This is a genomic window from Erwinia sp. Leaf53, assembly GCF_001422605.1.
Lineage (GTDB): Bacteria > Pseudomonadota > Gammaproteobacteria > Enterobacterales > Enterobacteriaceae > Erwinia.
In genome coordinates this window covers 506,248-524,595 of sequence record NZ_LMLK01000001.1, presented here as the reverse complement: position 1 = coordinate 524,595, position 18,348 = coordinate 506,248, and the positions used below count along the sequence as shown (strand labels likewise).

The window sequence follows — 18,348 nt, the reverse complement described above, 5'->3', positions numbered from 1 at the left end:
TTCTTCCTTACTCAGGTCGCGGTTATTACCGGCCAGCGGCGCCCGCCGGCTCAGAGTTGTTCACTATCCTGCAGACTTTGCGGCGGCAACTCAACCCTCGGCACGTCAGGTAGCGTGGCCTGCCAGCCAAACTGTTCCATCATCACCTGCCACACCGCGTCCAGCCCGGCACGCAGCACCAGCGGCTCGCCGGTGACCGGATGGTGAAGGCGCAGTTCGCTGGCGTGCAGCATCAGGCGATTAAGGCCAAAGTGCGTGGCAGCGCTGCGGTTCTGCTTCAGGTCGCCGTGCTTGCTGTCGCCGATGATCGGATGGCGCAGATGGCTCATATGCCGGCGCAGCTGATGTTTACGCCCGGTCTGCGGCAGCATCTCCACCAGCGAATAGCGCGAGCTGGCGAACCGGCCGACGGCCACCGGCAGCTCGGCCGTGGCCAGCCCGCGCCAGTGGGTCACCGCCGACTGCGGCGATTTTTCCTGGCTGAACTTATCGGCGATTTTATCCAGCTCTTCGGTAAGCGGATAGTCCAGCGTCTCATCGCCCTCCAGCCAGCCGCGCACGACCGCATGGTAGGTTTTCTGCAGCTGATGCTGTTCAAACTGCTGTGACAGCAGGCGCGCCACCTCCGACGACAGCGCCATCAGCAGCACGCCGGAGGTCGGGCGATCGAGACGATGCACGGTAAACACGTGCTGGCCAATCTGGTCACGCACCGTCTGCATCACAAACTGCGTTTCATGGCGATCGAGCCAGCTGCGGTGGACCAGCCAGCCGGAAGGTTTGTTGACCGCCACCAGCCACTCATCCTGGTACAGTATTTCCAGCATCAGTTGCCTGACTCAAACAGGTTGTCAAAGGCGGTCAGGCAATGCAACAGGCGCGTGCGGTGCGGCATCGCGGCGTCGAGCGCCACCTCATAGTAAGGGGCAATGGCCAGCGTGGCCGGCAACGGCGCGCCGGCATCCAGCAACGCCTGCATGCGCGGTAAAAATACCCACTGTAGCCACTCCAGCGGCAGCATCGTGCTCACACAGAAGGGTTCGGTGCAGGCAAAGGCCTCACTGTCCGGGGGCTGGTTCTGCCACAGGCCACTCTCTTTCAGGCACTGTTCTGTCGCCTGTAACCGTGCCTGAACCTGCTGATGACGGTTCATGGTCAACCTCTTAGCTGATGCGTGATAAAAAAGGGGGGCAAGCATACCGTTTTCACGCGGGCGGCCGCAACTGCGGCGATGGAAAGCGCGCGACGTGGGCCGGCGGGCCAGGATCGAGGCATAAAAAAAGGGAGCACTGTGTTAACAGTGCTCCCGGTTCGTTTGCAGCAATCCCGCTACCTTGATGCTCCCTGCTCTTCCGTGAAAACTCGTCCTTCCGCCATCCGTTGCTGACACCTTCCCGGTGAATATCCCTGTACATCCCTGAGCACCACTCTCCATAGCGGTTCACATTCTCCGTCCTGGAGGTGTCCCTTATCTCATCCTGAGCTGTTCCCTGTTGCTTCATCGTTGAAGCCTATCCCTGTCGCTATCATCCTGACGGGTCCTGCTCAATCCATTGAGGACATCATCCTGATGTCATCCTGAATCCTGAGCATCCCTTCAATAACGATAATTTTGCCCGATTATCACGACTAAACAAGGTACCTGCGCAGATTATATGTCCCTGCTACGGGCGTTAATTTAGTGCAAAAGGTGCTAAGATCATGATCTGACATAATTTTACATTCTTAGGCGTTAACAGAATGTCAAAATCTTTGGCGATCTCGCACAGCTTTTGTAAGAGATCTCGCACGCATCATGCAGCCATTAACGAATCAGCTAACGATAAGTGGCTGTAACGAAATAAGAAAATTCTTAAGAGAAGGCGCAATCACTTCGCGGTTTTTCTTCCCCAGCTGTTCGAGAATCACTTCACCGCTGAGATTACACACCGAGATCACCTCCAGCTCCGACTCGGTGGTGGCAATAAACAGCGTGGGCGACTGCTTTAAACGCCGTTTCATCAGCAGATGACCGATTAGATTCTCCTGCACCCGAATAAAGTCCTCTTCGCTCCACGCCTGCAGCAGCGAGAGCGCCAGGCCGTCGCAGCTGGCCGCCATGTCGCCGGCAAACTGGGTGGTCCAGAACGCCGTAAGCGCCGGCTGCAATTGCAGATCCAGCGCCCGTTCTACCGCCAGCAGATTCTGTGCCAGGGTAAAAGGCTGCGGTTGCCACCAGACGCTCTCCTGCTGCGTCTGCAGCACACAGGGTGAGGGAACCCCGGTTAAATCCGCGCTGGCAGGGGCGTGCCCGCGCTGCTGCTGCCAGAGATCGCAGTAACGTGCGGTAAAATCCTGTAAGGCCTGGCCGGTTTCATCAATCATTCTTTTTTCACTCTTAGTATGCTGAGTTACACTGACCGCCTATTGTAGCCCGAACCCGCGTCGGGCTGACTGCCAAATTTGCAACTGCGCCTGCCAGCACAGGCAGTAAGGTAATACGATGTCTTCCTACGACAACCATCAGGCCCTTGACGGCCTGACGCTGGGTAAGCCCACAGAGTACCACGACCGCTACCAGCCGACGCTGCTGCAGGCGGTGCCGCGCAGCCTGAACCGCGAACCGCTGGGTCTGTTCCCGGATAACCTGCCCTTCAGCGGTGCCGATATCTGGACGCTTTACGAACTGTCATGGCTGAACGCGAAGGGTCTGCCGCAGGTGGCGGTGGCGGAGGTGAGCCTCGACGCCGCCAGCAGTAACCTGATCGAATCGAAAAGCTTTAAGCTCTACCTGAACAGCTTTAACCAAACCCCCTTTGCCGACTGGGGCGACGTGCGCAACACGCTGGAGCGCGATCTGAGCGCCTGCGCCGAGGGCGACGTCGCCGTCGCTCTGTTCCGCCTGCAGGAGATCGAAGGGCAGCCGATCGGCCACTTCAGCGGCCACTGCATCGACGAGCAGGATATCACCATCGACAACTATCAGTTCAGTACCGACTATCTGCAGGATGCCACCGGGCAGGAAGTGGTCGAAGAGCAGCTGGTCAGCCATCTGCTGAAGTCCAACTGCCTGATTACCAACCAGCCCGACTGGGGATCGGTACAAATCAGCTACCGTGGCCCGCGTATTCAGCGCGAAGCGCTGCTGCGTTATCTGGTCTCATTCCGCCACCACAATGAGTTTCACGAACAGTGCGTGGAGCGCATCTTCAACGATATTCTGCGCTTCTGCCAGCCAGAAACGCTCAGCGTCTACGCCCGTTATACCCGGCGCGGCGGGCTGGATATCAATCCGTGGCGCACCAACGGCAGCTTCCGTCCGTCACGTTCACGGCTGGTACGTCAGTAAGCCTCATGCTTCACATCGTCAGCGATTGCCCGCGCGGGGGAGTGTTTTTTTAGCGCCCGGAGCGCTAAGCTGATGACGGGCAACCAGAAAAGGATGCCCAGGGATATTTTACCCCGCGGCTGCAGTCGCGGAGTTACCGATCACCCAGGCGGGTGTAAAGGAGTTCACTTGATTACTCAAATCAGCCCACTCGGCTCGATGGATCTGCTTTCTCAACTGGAAGTCGACATGCTGAAGCGCACGGCCAGCAGCGACCTCTACCAGCTGTTTCGTAACTGTTCCCTGGCCGTGCTTAACTCCGGAAGTCTGACCGACAGCAGCCATGAGCTGCTCTCCCGCTTCGAAAGTTTTGATATCAACGTGCTGCGCCGCGAACGCGGCGTCAAATTAGAGCTGATCAACCCGCCGGAAGAGGCGTTCGTTGACGGCCGCTTAATCCGCTCGCTGCAGGCCAACCTGTTTGCCGTACTGCGCGATATTCTGTTTGTGAACGGTCAGATCGACCACGCCGGGCGCTTCCAGCATCTCAACGTGGAAAACTCGGTGCATATCACCAACCTGGTGTTCTCTATTCTGCGCAACGCGCGGGCGCTGCACGTCGGCGAAGAGCCCAACACCGTGGTGTGCTGGGGCGGCCACTCGATCAACGCCGTGGAGTACCAGTACTGCCGCAGCGTCGGCGCCCAGCTCGGCCTGCGCGAGCTGAATATCTGTACCGGCTGCGGGCCGGGGGTGATGGAAGCGCCGATGAAAGGCGCCGCGGTGGGCCACGCCCAGCAGCGATACAAAGAGGGGCGTTTTATCGGCCTGACCGAGCCGTCAATTATCGCCGCCGAGCCGCCGAATCCGCTGGTCAATGAGCTGATCATTATGCCGGACATTGAGAAACGGCTGGAAGCCTTCGTGCGCATTGCCCACGGCATCATTATCTTCCCGGGCGGGGTGGGCACGGCAGAAGAGCTGCTCTACCTGCTGGGGATCCTGATGAACCCGCACAATCACGACCAGGTGCTGCCGCTGATCCTCACCGGGCCAAAAGAGAGCGCCGACTACTTCCGCGGGCTGGATGAGTTTATCGTCAGCACGCTGGGCGAAGCCGCCCGCGTTCACTACCGCATCATTATTGACGATGCGGCCGAAGTGGCACGTCTGATGAAAAAAGCGATGCCGAAGGTGAAAGAGTACCGCCGTGAAACCGGCGACGCCTACAGCTTCAACTGGGCGCTGCGCATTGCGCCGGACCTGCAGGTGCCCTTTATGCCCAGCCATGAAAATATGGCAAACCTCAACCTTTACCCGGATCAGCCCGCCGAGCAGCTGGCCGCCGCGCTGCGCCGCGCCTTCTCCGGCATCGTGGCCGGTAACGTGAAAGACGTCGGCATCCGCGCGATTAAAGAACAGGGGCCGTACAAGCTGCACGGCGATCCGCAGATGATGCGCCGCATGGACGAGCTGCTGCAGGGCTTTGTCGCCCAGCACCGCATGAAACTGCCCGGCAGCGCCTACATCCCCTGCTACGAAATCATCAAGTAACCTCACCCAGCGGCCCGCAGGGCCGCTCAGGGCCAACACTATGATCCATCTGTTAATTATTGACGCGCTGAACCTGATTCGGCGCATTCACGCGGTACAGGGCTCGCCCTGCCAGCAGGCATGCACTCACGCCGTGCAGCAGCTGTTGCTGCACACCGGGGCCAGCCATGCGGTGGCGGTGTTTGACGATGACGACCGCCGCGAAAGCTGGCGGCACAGGCTGCTGCCCGACTACAAAGCGGGGCGTTCGCCGATGCCGGACGCGCTGCACGACGAAATGCCGCTGCTGCGCGCGGCCTTCGCCACCCTTGGCGTGGCCAGCTGGCACTCGCCCGGCGATGAGGCGGATGACCTCGCCGCCACCCTCGCCTGCAAAATTTCAGCAGCGGGGCACCAGGCGACCATCGTCTCGACCGATAAGGGCTACTGCCAGCTGCTGGCGGCCAACATTCGCATTCGCGACTACTTTCAAAAGCGCTGGCTGGACGTGCCCTTTATCGCCGATGAATTCGGCGTCGCGCCGCAGCAGCTTACCGACTACTGGGGGCTGGCCGGCATCAGCAGCAGTAAAATCGCCGGCGTCCCCGGCATTGGCGGCAAAAGCGCCGCGCAGCTGTTACAGCAGTTTGGCAGCCTGGACGCGATCTATGCACAGCTGGACCAGGTGCCGGACAAGTGGCGCAACCGGCTAAGCGGCGCGCAGCAGCAGGCAGAGATCTGTAAGCAGGTGGCGACGCTGAAAACAGATTTGGTGCTGGAAGGGAATCTGAAGGATCTGCGCCTGCCGGGTTAAGCTAAAGCATTAACGCTCGTCGCGCCGTCCTCCGACCGCACTCCAGATGCGGCGAATATGTACCGTCACCTCTTCGCGATCGTGATACAGCTGACGCGCCTGGATCTGCGCATTGATACCGCTGGCCTTCAGCTTCTCGTCGATCATCGCCAGGTTCTGCGACACCTCTTCGTAGCGCTTTTTCATCGGCAGCTTGAGGTTAAAAATGGCCTCACGGCACCAGCCGTTGACCAGCCAGTCGGCCATCAGGTTAGCCACGCGCACCGGTTTTTCCACCATGTCGCAGACCACCCAGTAGTTGTTATTGCGCGTCGGGCGATACTTAAAGCCGTCCTCACGCTGGTGGAACACCTGCCCGGTGTCCATCAGGCTCGGCGCCATCGGGCCGTTATCCACCGCGTTAACCATCATGCTGCGCTGCACCAGCTGATAGGTCCAGCCGCCAGGGCAGGCGCCGAGATCCACCGCCCACATGCCGCTGGCCAGACGTTCATCCCACTCATCCGCCGGAATAAACACGTGAAATGCCTCTTCCAGCTTCAGGGTCGAACGGCTGGGCGCGTCGGACGGGAACTTCAGCCGCGGGATGCCCATAAAGAACGGCGAGTTGTTGTGCGGCAGGGAGTAACCCACGTAGCAGTGGCCAGGCGCGATAAAGAACACGTGCACCACCGGACGCTTGTTGGTCTCATAGTTGACCAGCACTTTTTCTTTACGCAGGGCGGCGCGCAGCGGCACGGTAAACTTGCGGCAGAACTTGAGCAGCTCTTTGCTCTCGTTGGTATCCGGCACTTCCACCCGCAGCTCACCCCCCTTCTCCACCGCGCCCACCAGCATGCCGGCCACCGGCGTGATGCGGTCCTCCGGCGGCAGGTCGCGCAGCAGCTCACCGACCACGATCATCTGGCGGGCGAAGATCAGCTGACTGTACGGCAGATCCTTCAGCAGCTTCTCGGCCTCACCGGGCTGATAGCATTCGAACAGCACGTAGGCCGAATCTTCTTTCACCCGGGCAAAGCCGAAAATCTGGTGTTCGGCGGCCTTAGCGGTGATCTCCGCCGCGCACTCTTTCTCAAAACCCTGACGGCAATACAGTAAAATTTTATTCATGGCGTTCTGCCCTTTTTTTCAGACGCAGAGCGCCAACCAACATCAAGATCCAGCCAACCAGCAGGCAGGTGCCGCCGATCGGAGTGATATAAACCCACAATTTCAGGTGTGACAGCGCCAGGCTGTAGAGGCTGCCGCTAAACAGCACCACGCCGAGCGCCAGAAAAGCGCTGCTCCAGTAAAACCAGATATTGGCCCGGCGCAGCATCACCGCGGCGGTACCGAGGATCGCCAGGGTGTGGATCGCCTGGTAATCCAGCCCGGTTTTCAGCCACGCCATTTCAGCGGGGCCGAGAGATTTACCCAGCACGTGGGCACCAAACGCGCCCAGCATGACGTAGAAAAAGCCGCTAATTGCGGCAAAAATTAACATTGCGCGACTGGACATGGTCCATATCCTCAATCAGGGCAGCCCTGCGGTCGGGGCTGGCGTCCATCGATCACTTAAGCGTCCGCCACGGGCAGCTTACTGCTCGTAGCGAAAGCGAAATTTTTCCTGTTCACTGGCGGCTTTGGCCAGGATCCACTGCCGGAAGGCGGCTATTTTACCGAGTTCTGCCTGACTGTCATGACAAACCAGATAAAAAGCATTCTTACTTACCAGCACGTCGTTAAACGGGCAGACCAGCCTGCCGGCTTCAATCTCCGTCTGCGCCATCACGTTATTGGCCAGCGCGATCCCCTGGCCGTGAATCGCCGCCTGCAGCACCATCGCGCTGTGGCTGAAGATTGGCCCCTGCTGCACGTTGATGGCGTTCAGCCCCAGCTGACGGGTATAGGCCTGCCAGTCACGGCGCGAGGCGTCATGCAGCAGCGTATGCTGGCTCAGCGCCGCGGGCGAGGTTAACGGCCGGTCGCCGGTTAACAGCATCGGCGAGCACACCGGCAGCAGATACTCAGCGTAGAGTTTTTCAACCCGCAGGCCCGGCCAGTTACCACGGCCATAGAAAATCGCTACGTCAACGTCATCAGCCAGCTTCATCTCTTCATCGCGGTCAACCGCCTGAATACGCACGTCAATGCCCGGATAATCCGCGTTGAAACTGGTCAGGCGCGGCACCAGCCACTGGATGGCGAAACTCGGCAGCAGGCTGACCGTCAGCGCTCCTTTGGCGCTGCGCGCCTGCAGCTTACGGGTGGCGTCGTTGAGGGCGGTAAAAATCTCTTTGATATCGAGATAGTAGCTCTGCCCCTCTTCGGTCAGCAGCAGCGAGCGGTTACGGCGACGAAACAGCTTAAGCCCGAGGAAATCCTCCAGCGACTTGATTTGGTGGCTGACCGCCGCCTGGGTAACAAACAGCTCTTCTGCCGCTTTGGTAAAGCTCAGATGACGCGCCGCGGCATCAAAAACCCGCAGGGCGTTAAGAGGAGGCAAACGTTTCGACATGATGGAAGGGTTTTTCCCGGCATAAGCGTTGCTTTACAACACCTGGTTACGTATTAGTTTTTTTTATTCGACACATTATAAATTGTCCGTTGAGGAACCGCCAGCAAATACCTATAGTTGCCGCACTTCCTGAGCCGGAACGAAAAGTTTTTGAGGATTGGGTATTAACGTACTGAATCTTTGGCACTTTTGGCTTGTGGGCGTGATGTTGTGTTTGCAATTGACCTGACGATTTTCGGGTCCGGTGGCGTAAGCGACCTTTTATTCCTGTAGATTTACCCTGTCTGTCCATAGTAAATTCTTAGTAGCACCGCTTTTTGCGGTGCTTTTTTTTTGCCTGACGTTTACTGATCCATCTCCGCCATCTCTTTCACATCCGAACGGTTGATCTGCTGCATGTTGCCACTGGCATCTTTATAGCCGATCATTCCGGTGTCGTTATCCACCGACGGCTTGCCTTTGGCGACGATGGTGCGGCCATCGTTGGTGTGCATCACGTAGTTGCTGGAGCAGGCGGCCAGAGTAAAGGTCATGGCACAGGCGGCGATTACGGCAGCGATCTTTTTCATCTTAAATCTCCTTGCAGATAAATGGGCGTTAATCCCCCGCAGGCGGTTGACCCTGCGCCCCCGGGCAGTAAAAATGCCTGTAACGGGCGGCTTTGTTTTGCGGGTAATGGCATAACGCTGACCTTTTTTAGCATAACGCGCTTTTTTCGCTTTGCCAGAAAGCGACACTGAATTCAGCCTGGTCCTAAAAAACCGGCACTGCCCGCCCTGATGAGGAGAGTATGACGTCTTTTAATCCCGCGCTGTTTCGCCAGCAGTTTCCGGCGCTCGCCGAAGCCGGCAGCTACCTCGACAGCGCCGCCACCGCGCTAAAACCCCAGGCGGTGATTGACGCCAGCGAACAGTTTTATCGCCTGAGCGCCGGCACCGTTCACCGCAGCCAGTTTGCTGCCGCCCGCCGTCTGACCGAACGCTACGAGAACGCCCGTGGCCAGGTGGCCCGCCTGCTGAACGCCGCCGATGCACACGCCGTGGTCTGGACCAAAGGCACCACCGAAGCGATCAACCTGGTGGCACAAAGCTGGCTGCGTCCGCGCCTGCGGCCGGGCGATGAGATTGTCGTCAGCGAAGCGGAACACCATGCCAACCTGGTACCCTGGCTGATGGTGGCCGAACAGTGCGGCGCGCGGGTGGTGAAGTGGCCGCTGGGCGACGATCGCCTGCCGGATATCCGCCTGCTGCCCGCGCTGCTGAACAACCGTACCCGCCTGCTGGCGGTGAGCCAGATGTCTAACGTCACCGGCGGCTGCCCGGATCTGCCGCAGGCCATCACCCTTGCCCACGCCGCAGGTGCCAGCGTAATGGTGGACGGCGCACAGGGCGTCGTGCACGGCCCGCCCGACCTGCAGGCGCTGGACGTGGATTTCTATGCGTTCTCCGCCCACAAGCTGTACGGCCCGATGGGCACCGGTGCACTGGTGGCGAAACCGGAACGGCTGAATGAGATGGTGCCGTGGCAGGGTGGCGGAAAGATGCTGACTGAGGTCAGCTTTACAGGCTTTACCCCGCAGGCTGTGCCCTGGTGCTTTGAAGCAGGAACCCCCAACGTTGCGGGGGTGATTGGCCTGAGCGCCGCACTCGAGTGGCTGGCAGACGTGGATATCGCGGCTGCCGAGCGCTGGAGTTGCGATCTTGCCAGCCTGGCCGACGCCCGGCTGAGCGCCCTGCCCGGCTACCGCAGCTTCCGCGTCGGCGAGTCCAGCGTGCTGGCGTTTGATATTGCCGGTGTGCACCACAGCGATGTGGTCACGCTGCTGGCGGAAAGTGGCGTGTCGCTGCGCGCCGGCCAGCACTGTGCTCAGCCGCTGCTGGCGGCGCTGGGGGTCAGCGGCACGCTGCGCGCCTCTTTTGCCCCCTATAATTCCCTTGAAGACGTGGACGCGCTGGTCGCGGCCATGACCACCGCACTTGACCTGTTGGCAGACTGAATCATGAACCTGATAGCCCCTCATCCGTTTGGCAGCGAGATTACCCGCGACGCGCTGCTGCAACAGTTTTCCGCTTTTCACCAGTGGGAAGATCGCTACCGCCAGCTGATCCTGCTGGGTAAAAAGCTGCCCGCGCTGGCAGAGGAACTTAAAGAGCGGGATATTGAGCTGAGCGGCTGTGAAAACCGCGTCTGGCTGGGGCATCAACGCCTGGCAGACGGTCGGCTGCATTTTTATGGCGACAGCGAGGGCCGCATCGTGCGCGGCCTGCTGGCGGTGCTGCTGGTGGCAGTGGAGGGGCAAACCCCGCAGCAGCTGGCGGCGGAGGACCCGCTGGCGCTGTTTGACCAGCTGGGTTTAAAAGCGCAGCTGAGCGCCTCGCGCAGCGCCGGATTACAAGCGCTGGCTGAAGCGGTATTAAAAACGGCTAATCACCAAAAGTGAATGTTGCACTATCGGGGGGACAAATCTGAGAATAGTTAGCCTCCCGGCGATGATAATCTGAACGGCTGCGGTCGTTTACGACTTTGTCGCGGAAGCTGTCGGTACATAAAGGATTGCGCGACGCACGTTCACGGTTAGCTTTGATGCTCCAGTTCTGATTATCCTTTTCCCGCTGCTGATACTGTTCCAGGGAGCGGGCAATTTCCCGGGCGTTCCAGCGTCCTTCTGGCTTGCCGCCAGCGCCAGAAGGAGGCAGCGGTGCGGAATGACCCGCTGGATTTTTCGCGCTCCAGCTGGCAGGATCTTCAGGCTGCCAGTGGAAAGTGGGACCAGCCGCAGAAACGACAGCAGGTATGATGATTCCGATGATAATGATGAGTCGCGTTTTCATAAATCACCTGCGGGGAGGGTAAACTTAGCCACCACTCTGCGCCGGATATACTCAATCTGAAATCAATCAACGCGTGCAACCGCGGACTTTTGTGCGTTTGCGTTCGCCTTCGCCATCATCTTCTTCAGCACGTGTGACACGGCGACAAAACCAAAGGTCGCGGTAACCATGGTGGCTGCGCCAAACCCGGCGGCACAGTCCATCCGTTTCGGGCCTTCAGCGGTACTGCGCGAGGCGCACACCGTGCCGTCCGGCTGGGGATACATCAGCGCTTCGGTGGAAAACACGCAGTCGATACCCAGCTTGCCCTTGCTGTTTTTCACGATCTTAAAATCGTTTTTCAGCCGTTCGCGCAGCTTAGCCGCCAGCGGATCCTGAATGGTTTTCGCCAGATCGGCCACCTGAATCTGCGTCGGATCGATCTGCCCGCCCGCACCGCCGGTGGTCACCAGCGGCACCTTATTACGCCGGCACCAGGCCAGCAGCGCCGCTTTTGGCCGCACGCTGTCGATGGCATCAATCACGTAGCTGAACCCCTGGTTCATCAGCTCAGCGGTGTTATCCGGGGTGATAAAGTCGTCGACGCAGGTCACCCGGCACTCCGGGTTGATCTCGCGGATACGGGCGGCCATCACCTCGGTTTTCGCCTGGCCGACGTTATCCTTCAGCGCGTGGATCTGGCGATTGGTATTGGTGACGCAGACGTCATCCATATCAATCAGGGTGATGGCACCGATACCGGTACGCGCCAGCGCTTCGGCGGCCCAGGAACCGACGCCGCCGATGCCGACCACGCAAACGTGCGCGTCGGCAAACAGCTGCAGCGCGTCCTGACCATACAAACGCCCGGTGCCGCCAAAGCGTTGCCGCCAGGCGTCAGAAAGAACCGTCATGCACTATTCCTCGAAGAAAACGAAGGGCCACCTGGGTGGCCCGGAGAAAAATTACTGGCTGGCGAGCAGCGCGCCCTGCGCGTCACGCGGCACGGCGGCGGAAGAGAACAGCGGCGTACCGGCTCCCGGTGCGGTTTTCAGCACCCACACGCGGCCATAATGGTTAAACCAGCCCGCCATATGCCCGGCGTCCGGGCCGATGCCCTGGTAGATGTCAAAGTGCTGGCCTTTAATGGCCCCGCCGACGTCCAGCGCCACCATCATGCGCATCTCATATTTTCCGGTAAATTTACCGTTGTTGTCCAGCAGCGGGATCTCCGCCAGCAGCGTTGTCCCCGCCGGGATCAGTGACCGGTCAGAGGCCACCGACGCTTTGGCAATCAGCGGCACCGCGCTGGCCCCGCGCACCGGCGCAAAGTTCTCCGGCTTAAAGAACACGAACGACGGGTTCTGCTCCAGCAGCTCGCGCACCTCCGCTTCGCTGTGCTTCAGGCCCCACTCGCGGATCGCCTGCATCGACATATCTTCCCGCTTCACTTCGCCACGGTCGATCAGCACCTTACCGATGCTGCGGTAGGCGTGGCCGTTCTTGCCGCCGTAGCCGAAGAAGGTCAGCGGCCGGCCGTCGCCGAAGTCCACATAGCCGCTGCCCTGCACGTCCATAATAAAGTTATCCATCAGCGAATTGCTGTAGCCGGCAATATAGCGGTCACCCAGCGCACCGCTGTAAATCTGCGCGCGGCTCGGCAGCTGCTTGCCACGCGGACGCGGCGGCATGCGGTAGAGCGGATACTGGAACTCACCCTGGCGGGTGTAACGCGCCTGCAGCACCGGCGTATAATAGCCGGTAAACTGCACGTTGCCGTAGTTGTCGGCCCCTTCCATCTGGTAGGCATTCAGACCGAACTCCCGCAGCTGGCGGGTATCGCCGCCGGCCATCAGCCAGCTCTGCACCGCGCTGAAGGTGCTTACCTGGCGAGAGTAGAGACCGGATGAGCTGCTGCGGACCTGCTGTACCTGGTCGGCATAGTCTTTGCCGTTCACCGGGCGGCCTTTAGCGTTAGGCTGATTGACCAGGCCCAGCGGCTGCTCCAGCTTGCCATCCTTATACTGCTGCCCACGGTCGGTGGGTTTAGAGGAACATGCCGCCAGCAGCGCCAGCAGCGAACCGGTCAGTAAAACTTTAGCCCAACGTCCTTTCATACCTTTATCTACCCTTAACCGGAAATAAGCGAAATCTGCTGCGAAGATAGCAAAGCCGCCCTGAGATTGACATCCTCCCCGCCCTGAAGGGCAAGGATTCTTACAGCGTTCAGAACAAAATCTGACTCGCCTCGGTGGGTTCCTGCTTCAACGGGTGGCCTGACTGCACCATCCCTCCACAGGCAAGCACGGCATGTCCTGCCGCTAAAATATTACGAGCGCCGTTTATATCGGCGTTCTCGTTATATCCACATTCCAGACACTCGAACTGGCTTTGTGACTGGCGGTTTTCTTTAGCTGTATGACCACAGCAGCCGCATTTCTGACTCGTATACGCTGGATTGATTGCCAGTACCTGCCCCCCACGCCAAAGCTGCTTGTACTCAAGCTGTCGGCGAAGCTCGTACCAGCCCTGATCCAATATCGAGCGGTTTAACCCGGATTTTGCCCGGACGCTGCGACCGTGCTGGCCTGTCGAACCCGAAGCTGACTTTGACATGTTGGCAACCTTCAGATCTTCAATGACAATCATCGCGTGGTTTTTGCTGATTGTCGTGCTGACTTTATGAAGGTAGTCGCGGCGGATATTACCGATACGGGAATGCAGGTTCTGTACTTTGCGTTTTGCCTTCTTCCAGTTGTTGCTGAACTTCACCTTCCGGTTCATTTCACGCTGGAGTTTGGCAAGTTTCTTCTGATTGGATTTAAAGCTGTCTACAGGCTCAAAAACCGTGCCATCTGATAGCGTAGCGAACTTCGCTACGCCCGCATCAACCCCCACCATCGATGTTGAGCCATGAGCCGGTTCAGTAACGTTGTATTCCGTCTGAATGCTGATATACCACTTACCGCATGACTGGCTGACGGTGACGTTTTTCACCTCACCCACGACCTCACGGCTATTTCGATAACTTATCCAGCCCAGTTTTGGCAATGATATACGGTTATTGACCTGATCGAGCTTCACGCCCTGCGGATAGCGGAAGGCATCACTTTTACCGCGCTTTTTAAAGCGTGGGAATGACGCCCGTTTCTGGAAGAAGTTTTTATATGCTCGCTCAAGATCTTTTAAAGCCTGTTGCAAAGGTTGAGAGGGTGCTTCTTTCAACCACTGCGTTTCGGGTGTTTTTTTCCATCCGACCAGCCACGCTGCCATTTTTACATAGGTAAGGTATTTGTTACTCGCCTCATGATTTTTATTCTGCAACTCCAGCGCGCGGTTAAAAACGAAACGACAAGCCCCAGCGAAGCGCCGCATATCACGCTCTTGCTGACCATTTGGTCTTAACTGGAATTTAAAGGCTTGTAGTCGCTTCATACCCGCAATTTTACTCCTGGTCTGTGACAAAGGAAATTGATATTTGTCGGGGGACGACATTGTACTTTCCTGATGCATGTTCGCCTGGTCTTTGTTGCCAGGTATCGACGAAGAGTATTTGATCAGGATGCTATCGGGAAGTTATGTAGCTACTTTACCAGCGCATGTACTGATTTTGACGTTGAGCTGGTTAACATGGAGGGTGAAAACGATCACGTTCACTTGCTGATCGACTACCCCCCAAAATTAGCAGTATTAAATCTTGTAAAAAGCCTAAAGGTGTGTAAGGCAGATTACTTCGTCGTGATCGCCCAGACGTTGCTGCACGGTATTACTACAACGGGGTTCTGTGAACCCCAGGCTACTTTGCCAGTAGCTGCGGAGGTGCACCAATATGCATCATCCGGCAATACATTGAGCAACAGCAAACACCTGGTTAAGTGGAAGACCGCGCCTTATATCCCCGCCCTGAAGGACGGGATTTTACGGTGCACTGGATAAAACGTGCGCCACCGCTGCGCGACGGCATTTGTACAACAATCCAGCGCCTCGCTTAAAAAATGCGTCATCAGGATGATTTCGGCCACTTATCTTCAGAAAGGGGTTGCAAGAAAAATCATCAAGCGTATAGTGCGCATCCACGGACGCGGGATGGAGCAGCCTGGTAGCTCGTCGGGCTCATAACCCGAAGGTCGTCGGTTCAAATCCGGCTCCCGCAACCAATTCACCGCAGTCTGGTGAAGCAGTAAAAGATAGTGTCGTRATGGAAGCGACAAACCACGCGGACGCGGGATGGAGCAGCCTGGTAGCTCGTCGGGCTCATAACCCGAAGGTCGTCGGTTCAAATCCGGCTCCCGCAACCAATTTTCCGCAGTGGTCAGTAGTAATAAAAAGCGTTTACGGACGCGGGATGGAGCAGCCTGGTAGCTCGTCGGGCTCATAACCCGAAGGTCGTCGGTTCAAATCCGGCTCCCGCAACCAATTTAACACCCTGATGGGTGTTTTTTGGTTTCTGGCCTATAGCTGGAAAACCTCTCCTACAAGAAGAGGCATTATTTATGCTCACCCCATCAACTTCATAGCTTTCTCTTCAAGAATTTTACTTCTTTCAACAATAAATTCTTCATAAGATAGCGACTCAATATTTTGCGGACAAAAAGCCAACTCAAGGTATACTTTCTTTTGAAGATCAGGGCATTTTTTTAGATATTCTGAAGGCTCCTTGTCTTTTATTGAATTATTATCAGCCCTAGTCAGAAAACAGATGTTCGCTAAAATATTAATATTTCTTTTTTCAACACCCATTCTTTTGAGAAATGCTTGAGGGAAAATGTGGTGATATTCATGCTTACTACCTTTCTTCAAGGCCTTACTAACATCGACTTTTGCACCACTCCAAAAAGAATGAGGCTGAGCAGTATTAAGCATGGCAATTAAAGATTTTGAATTGGCGTTGCCAGCAGCAAAATTACTATTACTGAAAGAAAATTTCAACTCTGCTTTAGGCAGTTTGAATGCGTAATTTTCATCAAGCTTCAACTTATTCATTTCGATTATATCGTGTGCTTGCTTTTCATTTACATCAGATGAAAACCTTCTGCTAAATAAAGACCTCCAAAACCAAGTTTTAATTATATCATTTTGTTTTGCTGTATAATTAAGCCCTTCAGATTTATTAGTTGCAAAAAAACAACTTAAAGGGACCAATAACCCAGGGAAAGGTAAAAGTTTGAAATGAGATATACCTAACTGTTTGGTGAGATAATCAATTGCTCCTGTAAGACCATTTTCAATTTCACAGAATCTGTTACGTATCTCATCACCTTTTAAATCCATTATCTTATCAGGTGTTGTTTCACCTAATATTATTCCTGCGCATATTCTTAACTGGAGATCTTTATCGTCAACCAAATCATCATAACCATGGTCTTCAATTTTTGTTTGTAGCTCTCCAAATCTTTCAACTAAATCGAAGTCTTCAGACCAACTCCAAGCTGAGAGCAGTTCAAATACATTAAGTTCAGTACCAGCCCTATTTATTCTCTCGAAAACTATTGCAACTTTATTTCTATCACTAGACTCAAAAATCTCGTTGGGGATCATGTACTCTCTGAATTTTGCGCTCATTGTATCAATTCTATCCAATAATTCATCTGGAAGAACTGCCATTGCCTTTCTATAAGCTACTGGTTCGAAAATTGTTTTGATTGGAAAATGACGATTTAAATCTATTTCTCCATCTTCTAATGCCATGAATAAAGACTCTTGGACATTGTCAGGGGAAATCATATCGAAGTAGATATCTGTCCAGTCATCACTTTGAGGCTGAAGATCATTCTGAAATGTACTAAAAATACTAGTAAGCCTTTGCTGACCATCCAAAACATAATTTACTGGATAATCTTTAGCTGGTTCAGGGAGAATGAATGAGCCGAGATTTTTTTCGGCACTTAATCTGGCATCTGTTTTCCACAGTATGACTGTACCTATTGGATAACCTTTATATATACTATCAAGTAAAAATGCTATTTGGTCTGGCTCCCAGACAAAGTCTCTTTGAAAGGCAGGTATACGTATGTCACCAGTTGTGATCCTATCAATCAATCGTCTTATACTAAGTGGTTCTGACATCTCTAAACTCCTTTTTTAGTGAAGTAACAAATGAAAAAATATCAGAGATAGCTGTTTTTTTAAATGAATTTTTTAGTAGTGATTTATAGTTGCCCCGTTAGCAAAGTACGCCTTAATCCCTGCCAGAATCGACTCCGCCACCTGCTGCTGAAAACGCGCGGTGCGCAGCTTACGCTCCTCTTCCACGTTACTGATAAACGCGGTTTCCACCAGAATTGATGGAATATCCGGTGCTTTCAGCACCGCAAAGCCGGCCTGATCTACCGAACGCTTGTGCAGATGGTTGATGTGGCCCATCCGTGACAGCACCTCTTTACCAAACTTCAGGCTGTCGTTGATGGTCAGGCTCTGCACCATATCAAACATGGTGCTGTCGAGATAGCGGTCGCCGCTCATGCTGACGCCGCCGATCAGATCTGATTCGTTCTGCGTCTGCGCGAGGAAGCGGGCGGCGGTGCTGGTCGCCCCTTTGGTCGAGAGCGCAAACACCGAAGAGCCGCGCGCGGCACGGCTGGTAAAGGCGTCGGCGTGGATCGAAATAAACAGATCGGCGCGCTGTTTACGCGCCTTCGCCACCCTGACCTTCAGAGGAATAAACACGTCTTCGTTGCGGGTCATATAGGCGCGCATGTTGGGCTGTTTATCGATCAGCGCCTTCAGCCGCCGGCCAATTTTCAGCACCACGTCCTTCTCACGCGTTTTATGCTTGCCCACCGCGCCGGAATCTTCCCCGCCGTGCCCGGGGTCGATCATGATCACGATCGGCCGATCGCGCCCGGCTTTGCCCGGCAGCGGCGCGGCGGCCGGCTGGTCACGCTCCAGATCGCCCTTGTTGTAATTTTCCAGCAGTGCCAGCAGCGGATCGTCGCTCTGTTTGTTCTGCGCCGGATAGAGATCCAGCACCAGGCGGTTGTTGATCCCGGCCACCGGGGCAAGGGTAAACACCTTCGGCGAAACATTCTGCTTCAGTTCCAGCACCAGCCGCACGGTGCGGGCATCGAACTGGCCGACGCGGGCGTTTTTAATATAGGGATCGTCCTGACGTACCAGCTTACCAATGCCCTTTAGCGTGTGGTTAAGCTGAATATCTTCTATATCCACCACCACCCGATCGGGATGGCTGAGCGCAAACTGCCTGTATTTTAACGGCCTGCCTGACTCAATGGTCAGGCGTGAGTAGGTCGAGGAGGGCCAGAGGCGGATCGCCACCACGTGGCTGCCTGCGGCCATCCCCACCCCGCTCACGCTGAGCAGCAGGCCGGCACCTGCGCCCTGTAACAGCCGTCGTCGGCTGAGAAAAGTTGAATCAGACATGCCACTC

18 protein-coding genes, 3 tRNA genes and 1 pseudogene are annotated in these 18,348 nt (G+C 56.1%); 9 read left to right on the top strand and 13 right to left on the bottom strand.

Features of this window, described 5'->3' with window-relative positions:
• Positions 1-50 precede the first annotated feature (50 nt).
• From truC to syd, 3 genes are all read right to left on the bottom strand, one after another.
• Positions 51-827: a tRNA pseudouridine(65) synthase TruC gene (gene truC, locus ASF13_RS02280; protein WP_056232077.1), complete on the bottom strand. Its 777-nt coding sequence runs from the start codon at positions 825-827 to the stop codon at positions 51-53.
• On the bottom strand, positions 827-1,153 hold the full coding sequence (locus ASF13_RS02275; RefSeq protein ID WP_056232074.1) for a YqcC family protein: 327 nt from the start codon (positions 1,151-1,153) through the stop codon (positions 827-829). The genes truC and ASF13_RS02275 overlap by 1 nt, the downstream gene beginning before the upstream one ends.
• A 659-nt stretch (positions 1,154-1,812) precedes the next feature.
• A complete protein-coding gene (gene syd, locus ASF13_RS02270) occupies positions 1,813-2,364 on the bottom strand; it encodes a SecY-interacting protein (RefSeq protein WP_056232072.1) in 552 nt (183 codons plus the stop codon).
• Positions 2,365-2,482: 118 nt separating this feature from the next.
• Here syd and queF point away from each other — a divergent pair, with 118 nt between their 5' ends.
• The 3 genes from queF (at position 2,483) to xni (ending at position 5,654) form a co-directional block, all read left to right on the top strand.
• Positions 2,483-3,328, top strand: coding sequence for an NADPH-dependent 7-cyano-7-deazaguanine reductase QueF (gene queF / locus ASF13_RS02265; protein WP_056232069.1), 846 nt, complete (start codon positions 2,483-2,485; stop codon positions 3,326-3,328).
• Between the two features lie 168 nt (positions 3,329-3,496).
• A complete protein-coding gene (gene ppnN / locus ASF13_RS02260) occupies positions 3,497-4,861 on the top strand; it encodes a nucleotide 5'-monophosphate nucleosidase PpnN (protein ID WP_056232066.1) in 1,365 nt (454 codons plus the stop codon).
• A 40-nt stretch (positions 4,862-4,901) separates the two neighbouring features.
• Complete coding sequence (xni, locus tag ASF13_RS02255; RefSeq protein ID WP_056232064.1) at positions 4,902-5,654, top strand: flap endonuclease Xni; 753 nt, start codon at positions 4,902-4,904, stop codon at positions 5,652-5,654.
• Positions 5,655-5,663: 9 nt separating this feature from the next.
• On the opposite strand, the gene rlmM is transcribed toward xni, so the two are convergent.
• From rlmM to ASF13_RS02235, 4 genes are all read right to left on the bottom strand, one after another.
• Positions 5,664-6,764 (bottom strand): 23S rRNA (cytidine(2498)-2'-O)-methyltransferase RlmM, encoded by a 1,101-nt coding sequence (rlmM, locus tag ASF13_RS02250; protein WP_056232061.1) that lies wholly within the window; start codon positions 6,762-6,764, stop codon positions 5,664-5,666.
• Positions 6,757-7,152: a DUF423 domain-containing protein gene (locus tag ASF13_RS02245; RefSeq protein ID WP_056232058.1), complete on the bottom strand. Its 396-nt coding sequence runs from the start codon at positions 7,150-7,152 to the stop codon at positions 6,757-6,759. Before ASF13_RS02245 ends, rlmM begins: the two co-directional genes overlap by 8 nt.
• 78 nt (positions 7,153-7,230) lie before the next feature.
• Positions 7,231-8,151, bottom strand: a complete 921-nt coding sequence (locus ASF13_RS02240; protein ID WP_056232056.1) for a transcriptional regulator GcvA — start codon at positions 8,149-8,151, stop codon at positions 7,231-7,233.
• A 344-nt stretch (positions 8,152-8,495) separates the two neighbouring features.
• Positions 8,496-8,720 (bottom strand): YgdI/YgdR family lipoprotein, encoded by a 225-nt coding sequence (locus tag ASF13_RS02235; protein ID WP_056232053.1) that lies wholly within the window; start codon positions 8,718-8,720, stop codon positions 8,496-8,498.
• A 221-nt stretch (positions 8,721-8,941) separates the two neighbouring features.
• Between ASF13_RS02235 and csdA the strand changes: the two genes are divergently transcribed.
• Positions 8,942-10,147 carry a cysteine desulfurase CsdA gene (csdA, locus tag ASF13_RS02230; protein WP_056232051.1) on the top strand — a complete coding sequence of 402 codons (1,206 nt, stop codon included), beginning with the start codon at positions 8,942-8,944 and terminating at the stop codon, positions 10,145-10,147.
• Positions 10,148-10,150: 3 nt separating this feature from the next.
• On the top strand, positions 10,151-10,591 hold the full coding sequence (csdE, locus tag ASF13_RS02225; RefSeq protein WP_056232047.1) for a cysteine desulfurase sulfur acceptor subunit CsdE: 441 nt from the start codon (positions 10,151-10,153) through the stop codon (positions 10,589-10,591).
• Here the strand turns inward: csdE and ASF13_RS24155 are convergent.
• From ASF13_RS24155 to ASF13_RS02210, 4 genes are all read right to left on the bottom strand, one after another.
• Complete coding sequence (locus ASF13_RS24155; protein ID WP_156365541.1) at positions 10,575-10,982, bottom strand: hypothetical protein; 408 nt, start codon at positions 10,980-10,982, stop codon at positions 10,575-10,577. The two genes, csdE and ASF13_RS24155, sit on opposite strands and share 17 nt — an antisense overlap.
• Before the next feature lie 62 nt (positions 10,983-11,044).
• Positions 11,045-11,875 (bottom strand): tRNA cyclic N6-threonylcarbamoyladenosine(37) synthase TcdA, encoded by an 831-nt coding sequence (gene tcdA / locus ASF13_RS02220; RefSeq protein WP_056232046.1) that lies wholly within the window; start codon positions 11,873-11,875, stop codon positions 11,045-11,047.
• A gap of 51 nt (positions 11,876-11,926) precedes the next feature.
• A complete protein-coding gene (gene mltA, locus ASF13_RS02215) occupies positions 11,927-13,078 on the bottom strand; it encodes a murein transglycosylase A (protein WP_056232044.1) in 1,152 nt (383 codons plus the stop codon).
• Positions 13,079-13,187: 109 nt separating this feature from the next.
• Positions 13,188-14,396, bottom strand: a complete 1,209-nt coding sequence (locus ASF13_RS02210) for an RNA-guided endonuclease TnpB family protein (RefSeq protein WP_056232358.1) — start codon at positions 14,394-14,396, stop codon at positions 13,188-13,190.
• A gap of 35 nt (positions 14,397-14,431) precedes the next feature.
• On the opposite strand from ASF13_RS02210, the pseudogene tnpA reads away from it, so the two are divergent.
• The 4 genes and pseudogenes from tnpA to ASF13_RS02190 all read left to right on the top strand — a co-directional run bounded on the left by tnpA (position 14,432) and on the right by ASF13_RS02190 (position 15,377).
• Positions 14,432-14,836 (top strand): annotated as a pseudogene (tnpA, locus tag ASF13_RS02205) (IS200/IS605 family transposase).
• Positions 14,837-15,041: 205 nt separating this feature from the next.
• Positions 15,042-15,118 (top strand) — tRNA-Met (locus tag ASF13_RS02200).
• Between the two features lie 64 nt (positions 15,119-15,182).
• Positions 15,183-15,259, top strand: a tRNA-Met gene (locus tag ASF13_RS02195).
• A 41-nt stretch (positions 15,260-15,300) separates the two neighbouring features.
• Positions 15,301-15,377: transfer RNA gene (locus ASF13_RS02190), tRNA-Met, on the top strand.
• 81 nt (positions 15,378-15,458) lie between these two features.
• On the opposite strand, the gene ASF13_RS02185 is transcribed toward ASF13_RS02190, so the two are convergent.
• Positions 15,459-17,027 carry a DUF262 domain-containing protein gene (locus ASF13_RS02185; protein ID WP_056232042.1) on the bottom strand — a complete coding sequence of 523 codons (1,569 nt, stop codon included), beginning with the start codon at positions 17,025-17,027 and terminating at the stop codon, positions 15,459-15,461.
• A gap of 72 nt (positions 17,028-17,099) precedes the next feature.
• Positions 17,100-18,341 carry an N-acetylmuramoyl-L-alanine amidase AmiC gene (amiC, locus tag ASF13_RS02180; protein ID WP_056232040.1) on the bottom strand — a complete coding sequence of 414 codons (1,242 nt, stop codon included), beginning with the start codon at positions 18,339-18,341 and terminating at the stop codon, positions 17,100-17,102.
• Positions 18,342-18,348: the final 7 nt, after the last annotated feature.